We start from the raw sequence: 18481 nt of genomic DNA on the forward strand, positions 1-18481 counted from the left end.
GGGACTGCTTCGGTCAATGGGGACCGAAAGATTATTAGGCGGCTGCGATGAGCTTTTTGAACAATTTGAAGATCGTGTCGAAGGTTGCGTTGATCGTGACCGTGATGGGCTTTGCCCTGGTCGCCGTTGCCGCCTTCGGCATTCGCGAGCTGTCCGCGACGGTCGACGGCTTCGGCGAACTCACCGCCATGCAGTCGGCAGCTCTCAACCTCACGCGGGCCCAGCGCCGCATCGAGACCTATCACGCCGCGCTCTATGCGGTGTTCACCGAGACGACCGAGGCGGGCAACGCCAATCGCCTCAAGATTGCGAGCCAGAACCGCAATGAAATTCGCCAGTATCTGGACGCTGCGGAGCAGGACGACCCGGCGAGAGCGGCCGAAACGAAGAGTGTCGGCGCGCAGTTGACGGCCGCCTTTACCGGCTGCGATCCGGTGCTCCAGGCCGGTGCGGCTGCAAGCAGCCCTGAGGAAAATGCCAAGGCCGCTGATCGTGCTCACAAGGAGTGTGACCCGCTGATCGATGCGGCTCTCGAGCGCGTTGCCAAGTTCACGACCGATACGTCCAAGGCTGTGACCAAGCGCAAGGAAGCCATCGAGGGCGACGCCAAATCCGCGACCTGGACCGTGATGAGCGTCAGCGCCAGCGGCCTGATCATCGGCATCGTGATTGCGCTCTTCATCGGTCTCGTGGCGATGTCGAAGCCAATTGCCCGGCTCAAGCTCGCCATGGAGGGCCTGGCGCGCAATGACCTCAAGACCGAGGTGCCCGAGAAGGACCGCCGCGACGAGATCGGCGAGATGGCCAGGACGGTCGAGGTGTTCAAGACCAACGCGCTCGAGATGGAGCGGCTCAAGGCGGCGCAGGTGGAAGCCGAGAAGCAGGCCGCCGAGCAGCGCCGCCGCGACATGTTCAAGCTGGCCGACGGCTTTGAGCGTGCGGTCGGCGAGATCATCGATACCGTCGGCTCCGCATCCACCGAGCTCGAAGCGTCGTCCTCGACGCTGGCCACCACCGCTCAGCGCGCGCAGCAGCTGACTTCAGTCGTCGCGGTTGCTTCCGGTGAAGCCACCGGCAACGTCCAGTCGGTTGCGACGGCGACGGAGGAGTTGTCGTCCTCGGTCAACGAGATCAGCCGCCAGGTGCAGGAATCTGCGCGGATGGCGAGCGAAGCCGTCAACCAGGCCCGCACCACGACCGAGCGGGTCAGCGAACTCTCGCTTGCGGCCACGCGCATCGGCGACGTCGTCGAGCTGATCAACACCATTGCCGGGCAGACCAATCTGCTGGCGCTGAATGCCACCATCGAGGCGGCACGCGCAGGCGAGGCCGGCCGCGGCTTTGCCGTCGTCGCCTCCGAGGTGAAGACGCTGGCCGAGCAGACCGCGAAAGCGACCGGCGAGATCAGCCAGCAGATCTCCGGCATTCAGAACGCCACCCAGGAATCGGTGACCGCGATCCGCGATATCTCCGCGACCATCGAGCGGCTCTCGGAAGTGTCCTCGACCATTGCCGCGGCCGTCGAGGAGCAGGGCGCTGCGACCCAGGAGATCTCGCGCAACGTGCAGCAGGCTGCGCACGGCACCCAGCAGGTCTCGACCAACATCACCGATGTGCAGCGCGGCGCGGCCGAGACCGGCTCGGCGTCCTCGCAGGTGCTTTCGACCGCGAAGATGCTGGCGACCGACAGCACCCGGCTGAAGGACGAAGTCGGGAAATTCCTGCGGACGGTGCGCGCGGCCTGAGCCGCACGACATCCAGGGTCCGGCGGCCTCGCGCCGCCGCTCCTATTGCGGCAGCAAGAGCGCCATCGCGATCGCGAAAAGGAAGACCGTCGCCACGACGGCCGCGACCGCTCCGGCGATGATCTTGGCGCTTTCTCGGCTGGTATAAGGCTGCATACTGCCTGCACTCTACCTGATGTTGAACTCTGATCCAATCCGTGGTCAGTAGCCGTCCCCGCGACGCAAGCGGACAACATCCATTCCCGAGGTTAGGCCATGAGCGATGATGTCAGTGACGGCTGGACCGCGTCCGCGTCACCGCCGCGTGCCCTTCTTCCACATCATGGAGTGGCACAAGCCGGATTGAGCTGGTCTCGTCAGACCGCGAGTGTGGCCTGGAAGAACCGTGTGACCCGATCGATCGCATCCCGGGTCATCGGGTCGGTGTCCGAGAAATCAAAGCCGTGGGCTTTGCCCGGATAGGGCACGAATTCGGTCTCGGCGCCGACCAACTTGCCGAGTGCGACCAGCTGCCGACCTTCCGCGATCGGGACGTTCTTGTCGGCCTCGCCATGCAGCGCGATCAGCGGCGGCAGGTGCTTGACCTTGGTGGCCATAATCTTGGCAGCCATGGCCTGGGGCATGCCGCCATAGAGCACCGCGAGGGCTGTGATGCGCCTGTCGCGCGCGGCCGCCTCGGCGGCGATGTAGCTGCCCAGCGAGAAGCCGAGCAGGCCGATGCGTCCCGAACTGTCGGATCGGTCGAGGACGGCCGTCACCGTGGCGGCGACCGTATCGGCCCAGCCGTCGAACCGCGTTGTCTCGTAGACCTCGCGGCTCTCATGCGCGGCGGACGTCAACGCAGCCATATCGGCCGGCGTCATGTAGCGGAGAAAATAGCTGTCGATGCCCCGTGTCGTCAGCGCGTCGGCATATCGCTGATAGGCGCGGGCCCTGAGCTCGATGCCGCGGGAGCCGTGCAGCACGATAACGGCCGGACGTTTTCCGTCGGCTGCCGCCGCATAGCGCGACACCGGCAGGCTGTCTTGGCCGCTCGTGACGTCGAATTGTTCGCCCTGCGCGCTGCGTGCGGCAACGGAGGACAGCAGTGCGGCGATGGTGGCTAGCGCCGCGCGTCGGCTGATCATCGGTGAACTCAAGGAAATGTTTCGGATGCGACGTATCGCCTCTATACTGCGCTTGCGACGGAATCTTGGCGCGAGTCCCATCCGATGATCTCCCATCGTCCCTCCGTGCTTGCCCATGAGCGGTTCGTTGCCGACCGCGAGAATTTTGCCGGCCTCGATCTCGCCACGCGGTTCGAGCGGATTCAGCGGACCAACCTCTGGGGGGCTCCGACCTCGGTCTCGGGCCTCGGCTCGGAGGAGCGTGCCACCGCGGGAGTGCGCGAGACGCTGCCCGGCCTGTTGCAGCGGCTTGGCGCGCGTTCGCTGCTCGATGCGCCCTGTGGCGATGCGGGCTGGATTGGCAGCACCAATCTCGAGGTCGATTATACCGGCATCGACATCGTGCCGTCGCTGATCGCGACCAACATGGCGCGGGTGGCGCGAGGGGATGTGCGCGGCCGCTTTCTCGTCGCCGACATCACGCGCGATCCGCTGCCGGGTTGCGACGTCATCCTGTGCCGCGACTGTCTTGTGCATCTGAGCTTCCTGAATATCGCGCGCGCCATCGCTCGCTTTCGCGCAAGCGGCGCGCAATTCCTGCTGGTTACGACGTTTCCGGAGTGGGAAAACAATGGCGATTGCGAGGACGGCGACTGGCGCGCGCTCAACATGATCAAGGCGCCGTTTCACTGGCCGCCCCCGCGCGAACTGATCGACGAGCGCTGCGAGGAAGGCAATGGCGGCTGGCGCGACAAGAGCCTTGGGCTCTGGCGGCTCGATGAGTTGCCCGAAGGCGGCGCAGAGCCCGTCTGACAGGCCGCTTGGCCGTCATCGTCGCGACGCGCGATGCTGCAGGACCAGCACGCCCGTCACGCGTTCTCCGACAATGGGCATGCCAAATCCGCCGTTTCATGAGGCCATGCGAACTTCGCCGGACTCAAACCTCCGGACATCGAAGCAATAAATGCAGGGAGTGTGGTCGATGATCGATGCTAGATGCAGTTGTGGCGCAGTTGTAGTTTCGCTCCCGGGGCCGACCAGTCGGGTCGCGGCCTGTCACTGTATCGAATGCCAGCGGCGGACCGGCGCGCCATTTGGCGTCGGCGCGTTTTATACGGCCGATGACGTCACGATCTCAGGGGCGCCGAAGGAATATGCTCGTCCCGGCGAGAGCGGCGGCACAGTCCGTTCCTATTTTTGTCCTGACTGCGGCTCGACCGTTTACTGGAAGGCCGAAAGTCTGCCGGCGATGATCGGCGTCGCCGTCGGCGTGATTGCGGATCCGAATTTCCCGGCGCCGATCAAATCGGTGTTCGAGCGGTCGAAGCATGTGTGGGTGGAGATCACCGGCGCAGGCGTCGAGCATCTCCAACAAGGCAGTCTGCGGAAGACGTCGGGCTGACGGGCGCGCATCGAGGGTGGTGCCGGCTGAGGGGATTGAACCCCCGACCTTCGGTTTACAAAACAGCTGCTTACAGTACGTAAGTAATTGAAAACATTAGCAGTAACGAAAATTTGTCTCTTAAAAGTCTCTGGGAAATGGTGCCGACTACAGGACTCGAACCTGTGACCCCCTGATTACAAATCAGGTGCTCTACCAACTGAGCTAAGTCGGCTCGCGGCCTCTTTAGCCCGATATGCAAAAGGTTTAAAGGGCGCGATTACCCCGCCTTCCGGCGCCCGGTAGTCCGCTCGGGCTTGGCCGGTTTCTTTGCTGCGGGCTTTTTCCCCTCGATCGGCAGCAGCATTTCTTTTTGGCCCGCGGAGGCCTTCCGGGGTTTCTTTCGGATGTCGATTGGGACACCAGGGACGGCAACTACCGGGTGGCGAACCGGTATTTGGACCGGCATCGATGGGCGTCAATTCCCGTCTAGAGGGGGATTGCAAGCCGCGGTAAATTCCGGGGCGAGCTGGGCGGGGTCATAATGCCCAATGAAGACTGCAATCTTCTTGTACTTCGTCGCTGGAATATCGGCAGCGCTGACGTCACTGCTCGTCTTCGACGCGCAGGCGCTGAGCGATACCGTCACAACTAAGAGGAAGCAAAAACGCAAGAGCATGACGTCAGGGGCCGCTCGACGCGGAAGTCCTAAAATATTAGCGCATTCAAGCCCAAGCAACTGAAGGGCGCAAAAATGGAACACTCTCGCGTGCTTCTAGAGCCAGAAAGCATTCTGACATGCCAACCTAAGCCGCTTGTATCCTGCCCAGGAAGCTGTTTAGTTCATGCTTCAATCGAAAGCTTTCCTCAGACAGCTGTTCGGCGGACGTCAGCACCTGCATCGATGCCCCTCCGGTTTCCATCGCGCGGTTGGTGACTTCACGGGCGCTGGCCGCCACCTGGGTGGTCGTGACCGCGGCTTCCTGCACATTGAATGCGATGCTTTTGCTCGTTGCCTCCTGCTCTCCTATGGCGTCGACCACCGTCCTGGCAATCTCCGAGATGCGGTCGATGATGACACTAATTTCGGTAATCGCGCCAACCGACTCAGTCGTCGCCGCCTGAATGCCGCCAATCTGCTCGCTGATCTCAACGGTCGCATGCGCCGTTTGCGCCGCGAGAGATTTCACTTCCTGGGCGACAACTGCGAAACCTCTGCCGAGATGACCGGCGCGCGCGGCTTCAATCGTCGCGTTGAGCGCAAGCAAATTGGTTTGCCGCGCAATTGCAGCGATCAGCTGAATCACGCTGCCGATCCGCTCCGCGGCGGCCGCCAAACTGGCCATGCGCTGGTCGCTGAGTTCGGCTTTGCGAACGGCTTCGCCCGCTATATTGGCAGCTTCTTGAACCTTTCGGCCGATGTTGGCGATGGTTATCGCCATTTCGCTCGTCGCGGTCGCGACACGCTGAACGTTGCCGGACGTTTCCTCTGATGAGCATGCGACTTCGATCGAAAGTTGCCGGCTATGATCAGCCGTGCGGGTAAGGCTGCGTGCGGAAGCTTCGAGTTGTGAGGAGGCGGATGAGACGGTCTCGATTACCTTGCCCACGGCCGTTTCGAATTCGCCGGCGAGCTGAGCGATATCGGCCTGACGCTGCTCGGCGGCAGTACGATCTTGTTCGGCCTTCGCATCGAGCTCGGCCTGTGCCTTCTCGCGAGCTTTCAGCTTGAACATTTCGACCGCTTCGGCCATCTCGCCAAGCTCATCGTTTCGGCCGAGTCCCGGCAGAACCACGTCGAACCGACCGTCGCCGAGTTGGCGCATGGCCAGTGTCATCGAAGCGACTGTTTCGGCGATGCGCTGACCGAACAGTAGTGCGATCAGACCCACGAGGATCGTTGAAAATCCAATCACCCAGATGAGCGTCCGCCGAATTTCGTCAGCACGAATTTCAGCAGCCCGCGAACGCGCCTCAGCGGCAGCCATGATCTTCACTAGCGCCGGGTGGACGCGGTCGTAGATCTGTCCGAGATCGTCCACCTGATCGCCCAGCGCTTGCTGCGTGACCATAAACGCAACAAAATTCGACTTGTATGCGCGGATCAGTTCGAGAATCTGGGATTTCACATCGGCTGGCAGGCTGGACTGAGCGAGCGTCGTTTCGAATTCCGCCTCTCGGTCCACCAGTTGATCGCCATATTTTTCTTCGCCGCGCAGGATGAAATCCTTCTCGTGCCGGCGGATCATCAACATCAAGGTCGTGAGGCGTGGTTGGTTCAGCTCAGCGAGCCGCTGCTCGACGATGTGAACGGCCTTGCGCAGCTTGCCTTGGAATCCGTCATCTTCATTGAAGCCGAGGTTGCGTTGGGCCGCGATCACGTTATGAAAGCGCGTCGCATAGAGATTAATCACCGGACGTAGGACGGTCGCCTGCTTCAGCGGGTCACCGTCTGGCAAAGCCGTCGCAAATGTTTCGACGTAACTCAGATCCGCGAGCTGCCGCTCATGATTCTCGGCATGGCTCTTGATCGATACTTCATTGGGTTTGCGCAGGAAGTCGCTCGCGATTTGTCGTGACTGCAGGAAGCTTTGTGACAACGATGCGACGCGGGCTCTGAACCGGTTGCTATCGTTCGACTCGCTCTGAACAAGGCTCGCATAAGTCAGGGCGGCCGCGCAGATTGTGCCTGTGACAAGCACTCCGGAAATCCCAAGGAGTGCCATTTGGCCGCGTAATCCAATGCGGAGGCCCCTCGATGGCCTGCCGCCCCTCGTCGCAACTTCGCTCATGGTTATCCCTTGAATGAGTTCATGCCCCGGCACGGTGTTGGTGAGCGCGGCTCCGACGGGCGTTTATCGATATTGAGCTAAACGGGAGTTGACCTGCTTCATTCGGTCGATGACGACCGGCTAACTAATCTAGATTGATTTCGAAATCCTGAACTCACACCGTACGTCCCGCTCCGATGATTCCCCGTCGGATTCAAGATCTATCAACGGGACAGCGTAGGGCGCTGAAGTCCGTAAAAAATGGCGGTCAAACGCAGGATTTACGCGTGAACACGCAGCTCATTGCAGTAATCAAGATTGCTATATCGCTACGGTTAGTCGCGCACGTGTGGTAGATCGCACAGCGCATATCTCGGCGCACAGCATCACTTCGGCGGATCTTGGTTGCGGAGTCTTAGAACCTACGGTCTTGTTGACCGAATTACCGTTCGTTGGTTCTTGCAAATCGAGCATACACCATTCTTCCGCTCAAACTCAGACGTCGTGCCAAGTGCTGCAGTGATCTGAGCAGAATGAGCCTGCGTGGTCAGCTTCAGTGATTGGACGATGCACGCGTCACAAATAGGGGCATTGTGCTGCGTAATCAGTTCGTTGATCTGTTGAGCTACGAGCATTTCAATATTCCTGACATCAGTGTCGGCCGCCGTCGATATCATCCTCAACAAGAATTTCGTTCCGATACAGAACGGTGCGGATTCTGCCAAAAGCAATACTCTCAAGCCGCCTTGATGTCGCGACCTCTCTTCGAAGCAGGTCGGCTATCAGCGGCTCCAGAAGGTTAGAGTCTTGCTTGCTTTCAAGTGCCAGGAAAAAGTCGAGAGCTTCGTTGTGTATGTAAAACCGCCGGGGAACATACGCGACGTTTGATGCAACCAAACCGTAGCGAAGATATGGGTAAACCTGCTTATGTTTTCGCGCCTTTGTGCTGTAGGTCAGTACGTCATGGGTTGACACCCCGGTTTTGAATTCGAGAACGACCCGCGGAAATTCGATTCCGTCGGCTTTTTCTTCAAAGATGCACAAGTCGGTTTCAAACGCAGAATCGCCACGAACGGGAGCCCTGGGATTGGCGGTCACTGTCAGGGTATTGTCGACGCCGAGCGCGTAGAGCAGCGGAGCGCCTCGCCGAACTATGAGTGGCTTTGACAGCACATGTTGTGCGGCCTCTAAAGCAATCGATACAAAATCACTTTCAGCGGGCACTTGGTCACCTCCAATATAATTGGCTCCCAAAATCGATCGCTAGAATTATTGCGGCAATTGTCGATAGGTTAACTTTATAGATGGCTCTGCGTCTAGTGCTTGTGGCCACGAACATCGCCAAAGCGGCAGCCTAACTCGGGATTAGACAGGCCGCCCGCTACGATGTCAGCACGATCAGGGCACTTGCCCAGCATCGCGACACTTGAGCATGTCGGCGATTGCACGGAAGAGCCTTTGCGGTCTCGCGGAGTGATATATAACAGTGCAGATATTCTTTAATCGTTGATTGCTACGTTATCTTGTACGGGTTTCTAATGTCTCGAATACCGTCGAGTCGCTCACAACTTGGCCGCTTTCGTATGATGAAGATGTCGGCGCTTAGCCTGGATGCTTCACTGTATCGACGCACTTGTGATCAAGCCGTTCGGAAATATGGTTATGGCACGACACGCTCCAATCACCCTCACGCCGTTCTTCCGCCCCCGCGATGAAGGCGCTGATGAGCAACAGATGTACGTGGCGGGGTTCGCCGACGAGCTGAACGAGGTCTGGGGGACGCTGATTCCGTTGGATGCGGAGATGGTTGAGCAAGCCGTTCTGGGACATCAGACGTTCACGGCCTGGTGCAACTCAGACGGTCGCATCCAACCGCAGCCGAGCAGCGATAGTCTGTTTGAAGAGCTTCTCGAGAAAGGTCACTTGAAGGAAACGCCCCTCGATGAACTCGTTGTCGAAGCAATTGAGCAGGGCAGGAATGAACCGAACGATGACATCCTCGACATGTTCGAGACCCTGCACGAACGGCTGGTACGCGCAGTGGGCGTAGTCGCTGATGAGATCGCGCGGCGCAGGCGATGAATCCTTGGCGGGGAAAGTCCGCCAGCCGACCTCGTTCAAGATCAGCATCCATCACCACATTCGCGCTGCGAACTCCCGCTCTTCCTCCCCGAGAACATTGCCGTAGATGCTGGTCGTTCGCAGCGATGCATGCCCGAGCCATCGCTGCACAAGGTGAGGCGGTACTTTTGCCTGGAATGCCGTGACACCGAAGCTGTGGCGCAGACCTTTCGGCGACGCGGCGAGGGTTGTGACTCCTGCATCTCGCATCACTTTCTTTATGATCCGCCACGCGGTCGTGCGACTCCACGGCCAGAGCCGCCTGTGGGTCTGCCGTGGATCCTCCTGTCGGGATCGCAGATGGAGGTGCTCGTCGAGAGCATGCATGACGCTCGGCGGAAGGGGAATCTGCCGCACTACAAACTTATTTCGCCGTTTTAGCGTGAGCAGTGCGATGTCGCAGCTATCGATATCGACAGCTTGCGGCGTAATGGCCAGGACCTCCGAGACGCGCCCGCCACTCCAGAGAAGGACGGCACAGAACAGCCGTCTCATCGGATCGAGAGTTTCCGTCGCGTGGAGGAAGCGCTCGCGCTCTGCCTTCGTGAGATATTTGCGGACGCCGCTTGAGCTAAAGAGGCTCAATTCGGCAGGAGGGGAGCTGCGCATACTATTCGCGCCCCGTGTCTTTCCCTGAAACAGAATGGCCAATTTTGTTGCAAGCATTTTCAGCCGAATTTGTCTCGCTTTTCTTGATGGCGGCTCATCATTTTTCAAGTTTCTCGTCATAGGAAGTGGCTCAAAACCTCATCATATCACCCCTCTGAAACAGTATTGGCCATAACGTAGCGTCCGTTCCTGCGGGAGCCAGCCGGTGCCCCCGAATGGGGACCTAGATGACGCCAGCTTTTGGCTGTGCCGCAGCGGCATACCTTCATATCCCGCAAGGGCTGAACAGCTCGGCTCTGACCGGCAGCACATCTTGAGGGTGGACACTGTTCCGGCCACATCCTGGCGCTCGAATGCAAGCCTTCGTCGCGGGAGCACGGTGCTGCTCCAGCTGTTGGGCAATGTGCTCAAGATCATCTTTCTCTTAGATCTTTGGCTGCGCCCCAGGAAGCGCTATCGGATTCCGGCAGTCTCGCGAGCTTGGCTGCGTGCAAGAACCGAGAAAAGTATTCCGCGCATCTTTTGGCAGACAAACGGCAGTGCCGACGTCACCCTCTCTTTGTACGTCAACTACCTTCTCAATCGGCTCTTGACGCCCACCTTCGAGTACCGCTTTTTCGATGACGAGGCGTGCGCGCAATTCATCAAGCACAATTGTGGCCGCGAAATTCATCAATGCTACTCGCGACTTCAAATCGGGGCGGCGCGAGCTGACCTGTGGCGTGTGCTCGTCCTTCTGCATGAGGGCGGCATATACCTCGACATCGATGCAACGTTCTCCTGGCCGCCGGAGTGGTTCCTATCTGCGGACCAGGACGAGCTGTTTTTGCGCGACCCCGATCGAAGGTTGACCAACTATTGTCTGGCCGCGGCGCCGGGAAATGGGACGATTGTCGCAATTCGGGACCGGATCGCGGAGAACATCACGACTAACACGCTCAAGAGTGTCTTCGATATGACCGGACCAACCGTGGTGAACATCGTGGCGGGCGCCGCGCCCGTGACGATTGAGACGGCTAAACTAGTGTGTCGGCAGGGCCAGCTGACTCAGAAGCGGTTCCAGTACCCGGACCGGCTAAAAGGCTATTGGGCCAAAGAACAGGTTGAAGGACCGATCGTGAAATAGCCCATGAGAGGGTCGTTAGTTCAACGCTTGGGATTTATCTCGCGGCAGCGCCACAAGGCTCACCGGACACACAAGCTTCTGCTCAAGTGCCCGTGGTGGTGGCGACAACTACCACGCCAAGAAGCGCTCCTGCGACCGAACCTCTTGCGACCTATTCATTTACGCCAAGCGCATCAACCATCCCCGGGTTTATGCTAACGTATCCGGCTTCGCTCGGCACCGCACAGACAAAAGAAACTGCCGTGAGCGCCAAGGTATCGTTTGGTACCTCAACCGATACGCTTGCGCTGGGCTTTAGCCTATTCTCAAACCCGCTCTCGCTGTCGCAAAAAGCGGATGACTACGTGCAGTCGGTTTATCCGACGGAAAAGCTTGCAGACCTAAGCACCAACGGCCGCACCATACTAAAAGTGCCGAGCCCCGATTCGCAAAACCAATTCGTCTATTATGTTTTCTTAAAAGATACGTCGGTTATGACCGTTGAAGCGATTGGCAGTACGGACGCGTTCGATTCCGTGGAAGACAGGCTGATACAGTCACTGCGGTTTGCGAACCCGGTGCTTTAACTTGTAAGCGTTTCATCCGCGCCAGTGCTCATTTCAATTGTGGTGTTTGCTTTCGCCGGGTAGTGGCCTGGGACAGGGAAGAGATGCGTTGGATTCGAGGTTTGACGCCAATGACGCTTGCTGCTCAGGATATTTGTGTTAGTAAGGCCGCCTCACAATCAAGGAATGCGAAGTGGCTAAGAAGGCAAAGAAGACAATTGTGCGTCGGGAATACACCAAAGCAGATGTCAAAGAATTGCGCGCGCATTCGAAAGCGAAGACACCCGTCGTCAAGATTGCGAAATTGACGAAGCGCAGCGAAGGCTCGCTACGTCAAAAGGCGCTCAAGCTCGGAATTAGGTTGGGTCACCAGCGCTAGAGCCGGGGCGTCAGATGACGCTGTTCAACAAGGTTTTCTCAACGAGGACGCTAGTGCAGATCGTCTGCGTTCTCGGCGCTGTTGTCGTGATGAAAGTATTGAGTTCCGATTATGATTTCAGCTGGGCCACCGCATTAGCTGCTGAATAAGAAAAACCCCGCGACTTAGCGGGGGATTGCTTTGCACCTCGCGGGTCATCAGCTCTCAACGGGCTTCCGAGTCCCTTGCCGCGCCAGCGCGCCTCGCCGCTGCTCTGGGAAGATTCGCACAAAGCTATCTCAGATATTATACCGCAGCGTAGGCGTCGTCCGTTTTCAGTAATCCTCTGCGAGCATAAGCAGGCCTACGCGGACCGTCTTCTCTGGATCTGACGGATCTTCGGAGCCGGAGTTCATGTCGGGCGCATAGTAGTCACACTTCCAGAAGAAGTTTCGATTGCAAAGCTCGAAGTTAATGAAGTCGTGCTCGTGGTGCGGGTCGTTGCCGGTGTCCCACGCATCGAACTCCGAAACCTTCAGCCATGCGGCGGACCTCACCATTTCAGGCAGAGCTGCCACGCTCGCCGTCATCATCATCATGCCGCCGGCGAAAGTCTTCCGGAAGTTGTCGTTGAGCTCGCGAATGCGAGCCACCTTATCTCCTGCATCACTCATGCGGACCTCCTGTTGTGGAACCTCCGCAGCTAATTGTACCGTGAAAAGAAAAAGCCCTCCGAAGAGGGCTAGAAGAGTTCGACCGTATCGCAATGTTTCGTCGCCATCAGTGCCGCAAGCATTTCAACTTGAAGAGCCGTGATGTCGGTAAGGAAGCAAACGCAGTTGGTCACGCCGCTCTCGTGCGCCTTGAGAACGTCGAGCACGTCGCGTACGAGGTAAAGCGTACCGGCTTCCACTCGGTCGGCGCCGAAGATGATCTCCTGCGGGTTGATTCCGTTGGGGATGGTGAGCGACGGTTGCTCGTCGCCGAGCGATCGGCCGGCGAAACCAAGGATATTCCCGTCGCGGTCGCGGAGGGCAATCGCCAGCCTACCGCGGTTGGTGCCGGAACTTGCGTGTCCGGCTTTCCAGGCCTTGAGGGTCTCGGCCGATATGCCTAGGGAGGCCAGAGACGCATGCGACGCATCAAGACGCGCCGCATACGCCTCTGGGTCAAACGCCGGTTGCTTTCTTGCTTCCGGTGCTTGGGGAGCTGTGGCACGGCTTTTGCTAACTGTACTAGTACCGTTCTGTACAGTTCCGAAGGCGCGGTGAAGTTCTTCGGCCGCATCCTTCACGCCGATGCCACGTATATGCGCGGTGAGCGCTATGACGTCACCACCGGTCTTTTTTGCGAAACAATAGAAGAGGCCTTTGGCCGGCGTGATGATAAGTGCACGATCGCCGCCGCTCCTACAGGTGGGGCAGGCGCCCCGGTACTGGCCGCCGTTAAGCGTCAAGTTGAGGCCAAGCATCTGCATGGCCTCCTCGATCGAGACACGGGTTTTCAGCTCCGCGAAATCCACGAAGGGCATGGGACCATCCTTTGGGTGAGTGGGGAGGTGCTTCTGCCGCTATTCTACCACCTGCTATACTGGGTGCAGATGCAGGTCGTGTGTGGAAAACCGGATGTCACGCTACAGCTGGCCGCGGCTGAATCGGCTCGAAGCTTGTGATCTGGTTTCCCGCACATGAACCAACCGCGGGAAGGAGAGTAAGATGGACAGCATTTCTGAACGCGCATCTGCTAACGCCCGTCGTGGGCGCGATGAAGAAAAGCGCGAAGTTGATTATTTCGTGCGTGCAAAGACCGGACCTGGCCGCAAGGACTGGACAACCATCGGTGTTGCCTTTACCCGGCTCAACAATGAGCCCGGCTTTACGATCAAGCTCAACACCCTCCCCATCGACAAGAACTGGAACGGGTCGCTCATTCTCGTGCCTCCGTTCGTTGATGAGGTCGATGACGACTGAAGAAAAAAGGCCCCAATTTCTTGGGGCCTTTCACTTATATCCCAACCGCCGGCATCTTGTCGGGGCAGTTGCGGGCGGTGTGGCCTTCCTTGTCGCAGTTGCTGCATTTTACCGGTGATCGCTTCTTCTTCTCTCCGGTAAAGAGAGCTGTCAGCTCCGCGTCGATTTCTTCACGCCGGGCGATTAAGTCTTTAGCTCGTTCGATGTCAATTTCCATTAAGTCTCCTTCGAGATGATAAAGTCGGGGTGTCCCACTCGCTGAAACGGCTCATCGAGCAGGTGTATCAAGGGCTGCGGGTAGCTATCCCGCGAACCCAGGATTTCGATGCCCTTGAAGAGCAGGGCGGAGGATGACATGCGAAGTGCCTCCAGCATGAACGTCTGAATGTTCTTCGCGTGTGTGGGACTGGTCGTGATGTTTATGACCATCATGTTTGGAATGAGGTCTTTGTAGCTTCCGGATTTCAGGACCGCCCGGTACTGCAGGATCTTTCGCAGATAGCTCGATGTGTTCAGCGTCGGTCGGGTTATGGGCTCGTGCTGCCGGTCAGCCTCCAGGACGAAGTGGGTGTTGTTGATGGCGAACAGCTCGTCCGGTTGGAGCGCGCCGTCGTAGTGCTCCATGTGCTTCGAAAACTGATGAGAGATGGACGACGTAAATTGAAGGGGCTGCGCGCCGATGATGTCGGTCCGGTGCCTGAATTGAAGGCCGCGCTCTTTGCAGGCGATTTCGAACGACATGACGATATCGGCGATCATCAACTGGTGCCAGAACTGGCGCGATTCGCGCCAACTGGTCGGAGTGGTGCCGTGTGCTAGCAGTTCGACCTTGCCTTTGGAGGCCAGCTCGTAAACGCGTGGGGAGTAGCGGTAGTTGGCCGAATTCTTTTGCTGCTCAGGTGCGGCGATGTAGCCGCGGCGGCGCAATGGGCCAAGATCACGTTTGCGATGCTGCGTAGAGCCGCCGTGATAAGCGGCGATAAAATTGCTCCGCAGATAGCGGTAGCGATCGAGCGCTTTAAAGGTGTCGAGATTATATGCTTCCATAGGTTGGAAGATACGGCAGAACATCGGGGCGCATAAGGCCACCATGTTCGCACGTTCGCCATGTACTAACTCTATCGCGGGTTAAAAGTCTTCCACCTCATCGTTGGGGACAGAGTGCGGCTGCTCGTTGTGCGGTGGCGGAGATGGCGGCGGTGTAGAGGTCTTATGGGTCTCGGGTGCGGGTGGGAAGATGCTCATATCGAACTCTGGCACGTCGATAGCGATCGCTGCAGGAGTTTTATCGCGCACGAAACACGAGAACTTTCCGATTGGTAAGCGGAGGGCGGCGGAATCGACGCGGAAGCGCTTCGCCAAAGCTTCCGCGTCATCGTCACTGTTTGTCAGCCTGACAGCGCAGTTGTTGAGCGCATCCATGACATGAGGTTCGATTTGGCCGATGCGCTGGTGGGCCATTATGAGTGCAATCTTCTGACTACGGCACTCGTCCAATATCGTAGTTATCTTTGTGTCGCGTTTGATGACCGTTTGGCACTCGTCAATGTAAAAGTAGACCGGCAGCTTTTGATCTTGGCGCAATTTAGAACGCGATACCGCAGCCATCCATACCATCGCAACGAAGAAGCGGCCAAAGAACTCTGCGCCATTTTCCCCTAATTCGTCCTTGGAATTGTCGATGATGATTATCTTCCCGCTGTCGAGGAGAGCGAAGAAGTTGGTGTTCGACTGCTGGGCGGTAAAGATTTTCTTCAGGTAGTCGTTGGATACCAACAGCCTCAAGCGTTGCAGTACCTCTTGTTTCGTTTCGTTGTATTGCCCGCCGTCAAACTCTGATTTGCGACCGTCAACAGAGAAGAAGTCGCGGTTCATTTCGTCTAATTGCATGACGTAGGGTTCTTGGTCTTTCCAGCCGTGCACCAAAAGCTTGCGGAACGTCTCAATAGTGGCGTCGGGAATCTTCAACATCAGGGCCAAGCAACAACGGAAGAGGGTTGTCTGCTTGGGAGTGAGCTTAGTGTCTAAGAGGGCAGAGAATATGTACTCAAGAAAGTCTAGGGTGCGGGTCGAGCTACCAAGCTGGAAGGGGTTTATCTCAACGTTGGATGGGTCAATTACGAGTGCGTCGCCGTAGCCTTTGTAGCTGTTGATGAGGTCGCCCTTGCTGTCCATCAATACGATGGTGCAGGACTTGGCGCGATCTTGTTTGATCAGGTTATGCAGGAGGTTCGTCTTACCGCGGCCTGGTGGAGCAACGATCCACGTGCCAGCAAAACGGCTGGAGTCGGGTATGCCGAAAGGCAGAGTGATCGGTCCAGGGGCAAAGTGATCGGCAAACCGATATAACGAGGTGCCGGAAAAAAGCTGTTGTTCAGGTGTTTGTGCGTCCCAGAGTTCTTGAACGTATTTGTCGTAGTCTTTCAGTTTGCGCTCGAACGCTTTGCGCTCGGAGGCAATTTTTGTCTCATCCCAGACGACAAACGTGGGGCACGGATCTTTCTTGGCTTCAGTGCGAGGCAGAATCGCTGAGAAGCTTGTGAAGTGATCCGCGAGTGCCTGATTGGCGGGACGCAACTCCTCAAAAGTCGGAACATAGGTGTAGGTAAAGAGACCCTTGTCAGACGTTCGTAGGGCTACTGGAAGGTTGTTGCCGTACTCGATCAGTGCGGCATTGGTGGCAGAGACAAGCTGCTCATAGAGTACTTGTGCCTGTGCAGGTCGCAAGATCGTTTGGTCGAAAGTCGCCATGCCGTACACTGCACCCAAAATGGCGTGCGCTCTGTGGACCAAAAAGGGTTGGTAGCCGATGATAGGTGTTTGGGCAAGAAACTCCCGCATCGTAGGCATCGTAACGCCGTTCCACTCGTCGACGAGGTGTTGTTGCTGGCGTTTCTCTCGGCGCTGGGATGCTTTCAACTTGCTATGGCGGGAATACACGGCGAGCCATCGCTTAAAGGAGGGGTAGAAGCACAGCGCGCCGAGTCCAATGCCTATCAGCCAAAACAGTGTGGCCACTTGGTGGGGGGCTTGTTTGTAAAACCCCAAGATAAAAATGCCGATGAAAAAGAAGTAGGACAATCGCTACCCCATAAATTTCTGGATATCCCGTTCAACCTTTAAGCGAGTGCGAGTATGGCAGGCTTTCGTGCGCCTCTTCAAGGCCTTCAGTCTGTTTAAAGAGGGCGGCCTCTCAGGGTACAGGAAGCCTGCCGCGGTGCGAACTTCGCCTGGGTCGAGGTCCACCAAGACGCGCGGGTTCATTAGGCGGACGTGGAAGGAAAGCTCGTCTGCATCTTTCTTGTGGGTCTTGAACACGAACTTCTGCTCTATGCCGAGCACGTCATTACGGAGTCGCAATGAGAGTTCGTCCAGAAAGTTAACAGCGATCGTAAACCGCCTTTCGGGCAGTGGGAGAGGTGCTGAGAAAAAGCCGTAGTCGTTGATGATGACGTGCCCGGTACTGCGGGTGATCAGCAGCCCGCCCAAAAGCCGGGCGGTAATGTCGCCCAGTTTGGCCCGGTCCAGGTTGGCAATTATGACGGTCGTTTTGTTTGAAAACGTAGTGCGCGTTTGGCCGACGATATTGCGTATCATCGGAGACATCAGCAGCGTGCCGAGCTTGTTTTGTAGGGGCGCCAGGGCGGCTTGCCGTTGTCTTTGGTCCCAGCTGTTGATGACGTTCCAGTTGGCCCTAACTATCGGATCTCTGCACCGCCGCAGGAGCTGCTCGCTGAAAGTGGGATCGGTCAGAAGTTTTATGGTGCCGAGTAATGTTTCGTTGCTATCCAAAAGCAGCCTCAGACAGTTTGCCAGGATATAGTTCGACTGTGCGCCCCAGCCGTTCGGCCACATGGCTTCGAAGTAGGCACACAGTTGCTCGGTTACGCGGTGTCGATCATCCGTCGACACCTTCTCCAGCACATTGAGCCCGACCGGCCGCGCCATATCGGCCGGGTCAAAGTACAGGGCGCGCTGCGTGAGGGCAGGGGGCAGCCGGTTGGCCGCCGCCCTGGCGAGCTCGCCCGTCGGGTCAATCACGGTGACCGTCGTTTCGTTTTGCAAAAGCTGCAAAAGTAAATTTGTTTTGTCGGCCGAGCCGATGAGCAAACGGTTCATGGTGTGAAGTCGCAACGCCAGCCCAAAGCTTTGCCGAATGGTGTAGGCGCGGCCCGGTGTCGGGCGCTGCGACGTGACAGCACGAAAGAACCAGTCCAATTTTATTGTAGCGTGAAGTAAACTGTCCGCCACTTTGTCCGTCTGGGCGCTTCGCGCCTCGACTAAATCCGTTTCTCCCGAGCGTGTGCGAGTGGCTTGGCTCTTTCGTCGAACATAAAAAGACACGGTAGTTGGATTTTAGCGGAGCGCGCGCTAGCGCGCGGAGCGTTATGAGAGAAGAAGAGCAGAAAGGGATTTAGTCGAGGCGTTAGCCGAAGCGGACAAGTGGCGGAAGTGTATGGCCCGTAAGGGGATTTTGGCCGGTGGACTCTGACAAGCAGGAGGTTGTAGGCTTGTCACTCTGCTTGTCAGGGTAGTTTTGGTAGCTGCTGAGCGTGGCGAATAGGAAAGGGCGCGGTTTGGACGCCGCGCCCCTGCTCCTGTTCAGAGCTTCGGCAGTCTCGTTGACGCTCGGGCATCCAGCCAATCGAGCACCTCGCAGAGTCTCCAGACTCTTGGTGAGTTGCGATGCTCCGCGAGTTTGAAGCTCATCGGAAACTTCGCCTTCTCCTCCAAGCGGCCCAGATGCAC

19 protein-coding genes and 1 tRNA gene are annotated in these 18481 nt (G+C 57.8%); 9 read left to right on the forward strand and 11 right to left on the reverse strand.

Annotated elements, in window-relative coordinates; genetic code table 11:
- Positions 1–47 precede the first annotated feature (47 nt).
- On the forward strand, positions 48–1745 hold the full coding sequence (locus FXB38_RS07355; RefSeq protein ID WP_148750190.1) for a methyl-accepting chemotaxis protein: 1698 nt from the start codon (positions 48–50) through the stop codon (positions 1743–1745).
- Between the two features lie 356 nt (positions 1746–2101).
- On the opposite strand, the gene FXB38_RS07360 is transcribed toward FXB38_RS07355, so the two are convergent.
- Entirely contained in the window at positions 2102–2872 is a 771-nt protein-coding gene (locus FXB38_RS07360) for a dienelactone hydrolase family protein (protein ID WP_148750192.1), read from the reverse strand.
- Between the two features lie 84 nt (positions 2873–2956).
- Here FXB38_RS07360 and FXB38_RS07365 point away from each other — a divergent pair, with 84 nt between their 5' ends.
- Both FXB38_RS07365 and FXB38_RS07370 read left to right on the forward strand, forming a co-directional pair.
- Positions 2957–3664 carry a class I SAM-dependent methyltransferase gene (locus FXB38_RS07365; RefSeq protein WP_148750194.1) on the forward strand — a complete coding sequence of 236 codons (708 nt, stop codon included), beginning with the start codon at positions 2957–2959 and terminating at the stop codon, positions 3662–3664.
- Positions 3665–3833: 169 nt separating this feature from the next.
- Positions 3834–4253, forward strand: a complete 420-nt coding sequence (locus tag FXB38_RS07370) for a GFA family protein (RefSeq protein WP_148750196.1) — start codon at positions 3834–3836, stop codon at positions 4251–4253.
- Positions 4254–4391: 138 nt separating this feature from the next.
- On the opposite strand, the gene FXB38_RS07375 is transcribed toward FXB38_RS07370, so the two are convergent.
- From FXB38_RS07375 to FXB38_RS07390, 3 genes are all read right to left on the reverse strand, one after another.
- Positions 4392–4467 (reverse strand) — tRNA-Thr (locus tag FXB38_RS07375).
- 571 nt (positions 4468–5038) lie between these two features.
- Positions 5039–6934, reverse strand: a complete 1896-nt coding sequence (locus FXB38_RS42605; RefSeq protein WP_187434725.1) for a methyl-accepting chemotaxis protein — start codon at positions 6932–6934, stop codon at positions 5039–5041.
- Between the two features lie 720 nt (positions 6935–7654).
- The gene (locus tag FXB38_RS07390) at positions 7655–8227 is read right to left on the reverse strand and encodes a hypothetical protein (RefSeq protein WP_148750198.1); all 573 of its coding nucleotides are present in this window, start codon (positions 8225–8227) and stop codon (positions 7655–7657) included.
- 411 nt (positions 8228–8638) lie between these two features.
- Here FXB38_RS07390 and FXB38_RS07395 point away from each other — a divergent pair, with 411 nt between their 5' ends.
- Complete coding sequence (locus FXB38_RS07395) at positions 8639–9085, forward strand: hypothetical protein (protein WP_246229728.1); 447 nt, start codon at positions 8639–8641, stop codon at positions 9083–9085.
- Positions 9086–9136: 51 nt separating this feature from the next.
- Here FXB38_RS07395 and FXB38_RS07400 read toward each other — a convergent pair whose 3' ends face one another.
- Positions 9137–9841: a tyrosine-type recombinase/integrase gene (locus FXB38_RS07400; RefSeq protein WP_187434726.1), complete on the reverse strand. Its 705-nt coding sequence runs from the start codon at positions 9839–9841 to the stop codon at positions 9137–9139.
- Between the two features lie 271 nt (positions 9842–10112).
- On the opposite strand from FXB38_RS07400, the gene FXB38_RS07405 reads away from it, so the two are divergent.
- The 4 genes from FXB38_RS07405 (at position 10113) to FXB38_RS44595 (ending at position 11932) form a co-directional block, all read left to right on the forward strand.
- Positions 10113–10859, forward strand: a complete 747-nt coding sequence (locus FXB38_RS07405) for a glycosyltransferase family 32 protein (RefSeq protein ID WP_187434727.1) — start codon at positions 10113–10115, stop codon at positions 10857–10859.
- Between the two features lie 242 nt (positions 10860–11101).
- The gene (locus FXB38_RS07410; protein WP_148750206.1) at positions 11102–11425 is read left to right on the forward strand and encodes a hypothetical protein; all 324 of its coding nucleotides are present in this window, start codon (positions 11102–11104) and stop codon (positions 11423–11425) included.
- A 172-nt stretch (positions 11426–11597) separates the two neighbouring features.
- Positions 11598–11783, forward strand: a complete 186-nt coding sequence (locus FXB38_RS07415; RefSeq protein WP_148750208.1) for a hypothetical protein — start codon at positions 11598–11600, stop codon at positions 11781–11783.
- A 14-nt stretch (positions 11784–11797) separates the two neighbouring features.
- Entirely contained in the window at positions 11798–11932 is a 135-nt protein-coding gene (locus FXB38_RS44595) for a hypothetical protein (RefSeq protein ID WP_283812724.1), read from the forward strand.
- Between the two features lie 165 nt (positions 11933–12097).
- Here FXB38_RS44595 and FXB38_RS07420 read toward each other — a convergent pair whose 3' ends face one another.
- Together FXB38_RS07420 and FXB38_RS07425 are read right to left on the reverse strand one after the other, a co-directional pair.
- Positions 12098–12436 carry a DUF3768 domain-containing protein gene (locus tag FXB38_RS07420; RefSeq protein ID WP_148750210.1) on the reverse strand — a complete coding sequence of 113 codons (339 nt, stop codon included), beginning with the start codon at positions 12434–12436 and terminating at the stop codon, positions 12098–12100.
- A gap of 68 nt (positions 12437–12504) precedes the next feature.
- Positions 12505–13293 (reverse strand): CHC2 zinc finger domain-containing protein, encoded by a 789-nt coding sequence (locus tag FXB38_RS07425; protein ID WP_148750212.1) that lies wholly within the window; start codon positions 13291–13293, stop codon positions 12505–12507.
- Between the two features lie 184 nt (positions 13294–13477).
- Here FXB38_RS07425 and FXB38_RS07430 point away from each other — a divergent pair, with 184 nt between their 5' ends.
- Positions 13478–13732 (forward strand): hypothetical protein, encoded by a 255-nt coding sequence (locus tag FXB38_RS07430; RefSeq protein ID WP_148750213.1) that lies wholly within the window; start codon positions 13478–13480, stop codon positions 13730–13732.
- A 34-nt stretch (positions 13733–13766) separates the two neighbouring features.
- Here the strand turns inward: FXB38_RS07430 and FXB38_RS07435 are convergent, their stop codons facing one another.
- From FXB38_RS07435 to FXB38_RS07450, 4 genes are read right to left on the reverse strand one after another with little or no spacing between them, the layout of a single operon-like run.
- A complete protein-coding gene (locus FXB38_RS07435) occupies positions 13767–13949 on the reverse strand; it encodes a zinc finger CCHC domain-containing protein (protein ID WP_148750215.1) in 183 nt (60 codons plus the stop codon).
- Positions 13949–14803: a replication-relaxation family protein gene (locus FXB38_RS07440; RefSeq protein ID WP_187434728.1), complete on the reverse strand. Its 855-nt coding sequence runs from the start codon at positions 14801–14803 to the stop codon at positions 13949–13951. Before FXB38_RS07440 ends, FXB38_RS07435 begins: the two co-directional genes overlap by 1 nt.
- Before the next feature lie 57 nt (positions 14804–14860).
- Positions 14861–16813 (reverse strand): type IV secretory system conjugative DNA transfer family protein, encoded by a 1953-nt coding sequence (locus FXB38_RS07445; RefSeq protein WP_148750219.1) that lies wholly within the window; start codon positions 16811–16813, stop codon positions 14861–14863.
- Between the two features lie 3 nt (positions 16814–16816).
- Positions 16817–17851, reverse strand: a complete 1035-nt coding sequence (locus FXB38_RS07450; protein WP_148750221.1) for a type IV secretory system conjugative DNA transfer family protein — start codon at positions 17849–17851, stop codon at positions 16817–16819.
- Between the last annotated feature and the right edge of the window lie 630 nt (positions 17852–18481).

Origin of the sequence: Bradyrhizobium cytisi, assembly GCF_008123515.1 — a bacterium.
GTDB lineage: Bacteria > Pseudomonadota > Alphaproteobacteria > Rhizobiales > Xanthobacteraceae > Bradyrhizobium > Bradyrhizobium cytisi.

What these genes read in the sequence shown, in the direction of transcription:
- FXB38_RS07355 (WP_148750190.1), top strand. Translation starts at nt 48, where the DNA reads ATGAGCTTTTTGAACAATTTGAAGATCGTGTCGAAGGTTGCGTTGATC.
- FXB38_RS07360 (WP_148750192.1), bottom strand. Translation starts at nt 2,872, where the DNA reads ATGATCAGCCGACGCGCGGCGCTAGCCACCATCGCCGCACTGCTGTCC.
- FXB38_RS07365 (WP_148750194.1), top strand. Translation starts at nt 2,957, where the DNA reads ATGATCTCCCATCGTCCCTCCGTGCTTGCCCATGAGCGGTTCGTTGCC.
- FXB38_RS07370 (WP_148750196.1), top strand. Translation starts at nt 3,834, where the DNA reads ATGATCGATGCTAGATGCAGTTGTGGCGCAGTTGTAGTTTCGCTCCCG.
- FXB38_RS44595 (WP_283812724.1), top strand. Translation starts at nt 11,798, where the DNA reads ATGACGCTGTTCAACAAGGTTTTCTCAACGAGGACGCTAGTGCAGATC.
- FXB38_RS07420 (WP_148750210.1), bottom strand. Translation starts at nt 12,436, where the DNA reads ATGAGTGATGCAGGAGATAAGGTGGCTCGCATTCGCGAGCTCAACGAC.
- FXB38_RS07425 (WP_148750212.1), bottom strand. Translation starts at nt 13,293, where the DNA reads ATGCCCTTCGTGGATTTCGCGGAGCTGAAAACCCGTGTCTCGATCGAG.
- FXB38_RS07430 (WP_148750213.1), top strand. Translation starts at nt 13,478, where the DNA reads ATGGACAGCATTTCTGAACGCGCATCTGCTAACGCCCGTCGTGGGCGC.
- FXB38_RS07435 (WP_148750215.1), bottom strand. Translation starts at nt 13,949, where the DNA reads ATGGAAATTGACATCGAACGAGCTAAAGACTTAATCGCCCGGCGTGAA.
- FXB38_RS07440 (WP_187434728.1), bottom strand. Translation starts at nt 14,803, where the DNA reads ATGTTCTGCCGTATCTTCCAACCTATGGAAGCATATAATCTCGACACC.
- FXB38_RS07450 (WP_148750221.1), bottom strand. Translation starts at nt 17,851, where the DNA reads ATGAACCGTTTGCTCATCGGCTCGGCCGACAAAACAAATTTACTTTTG.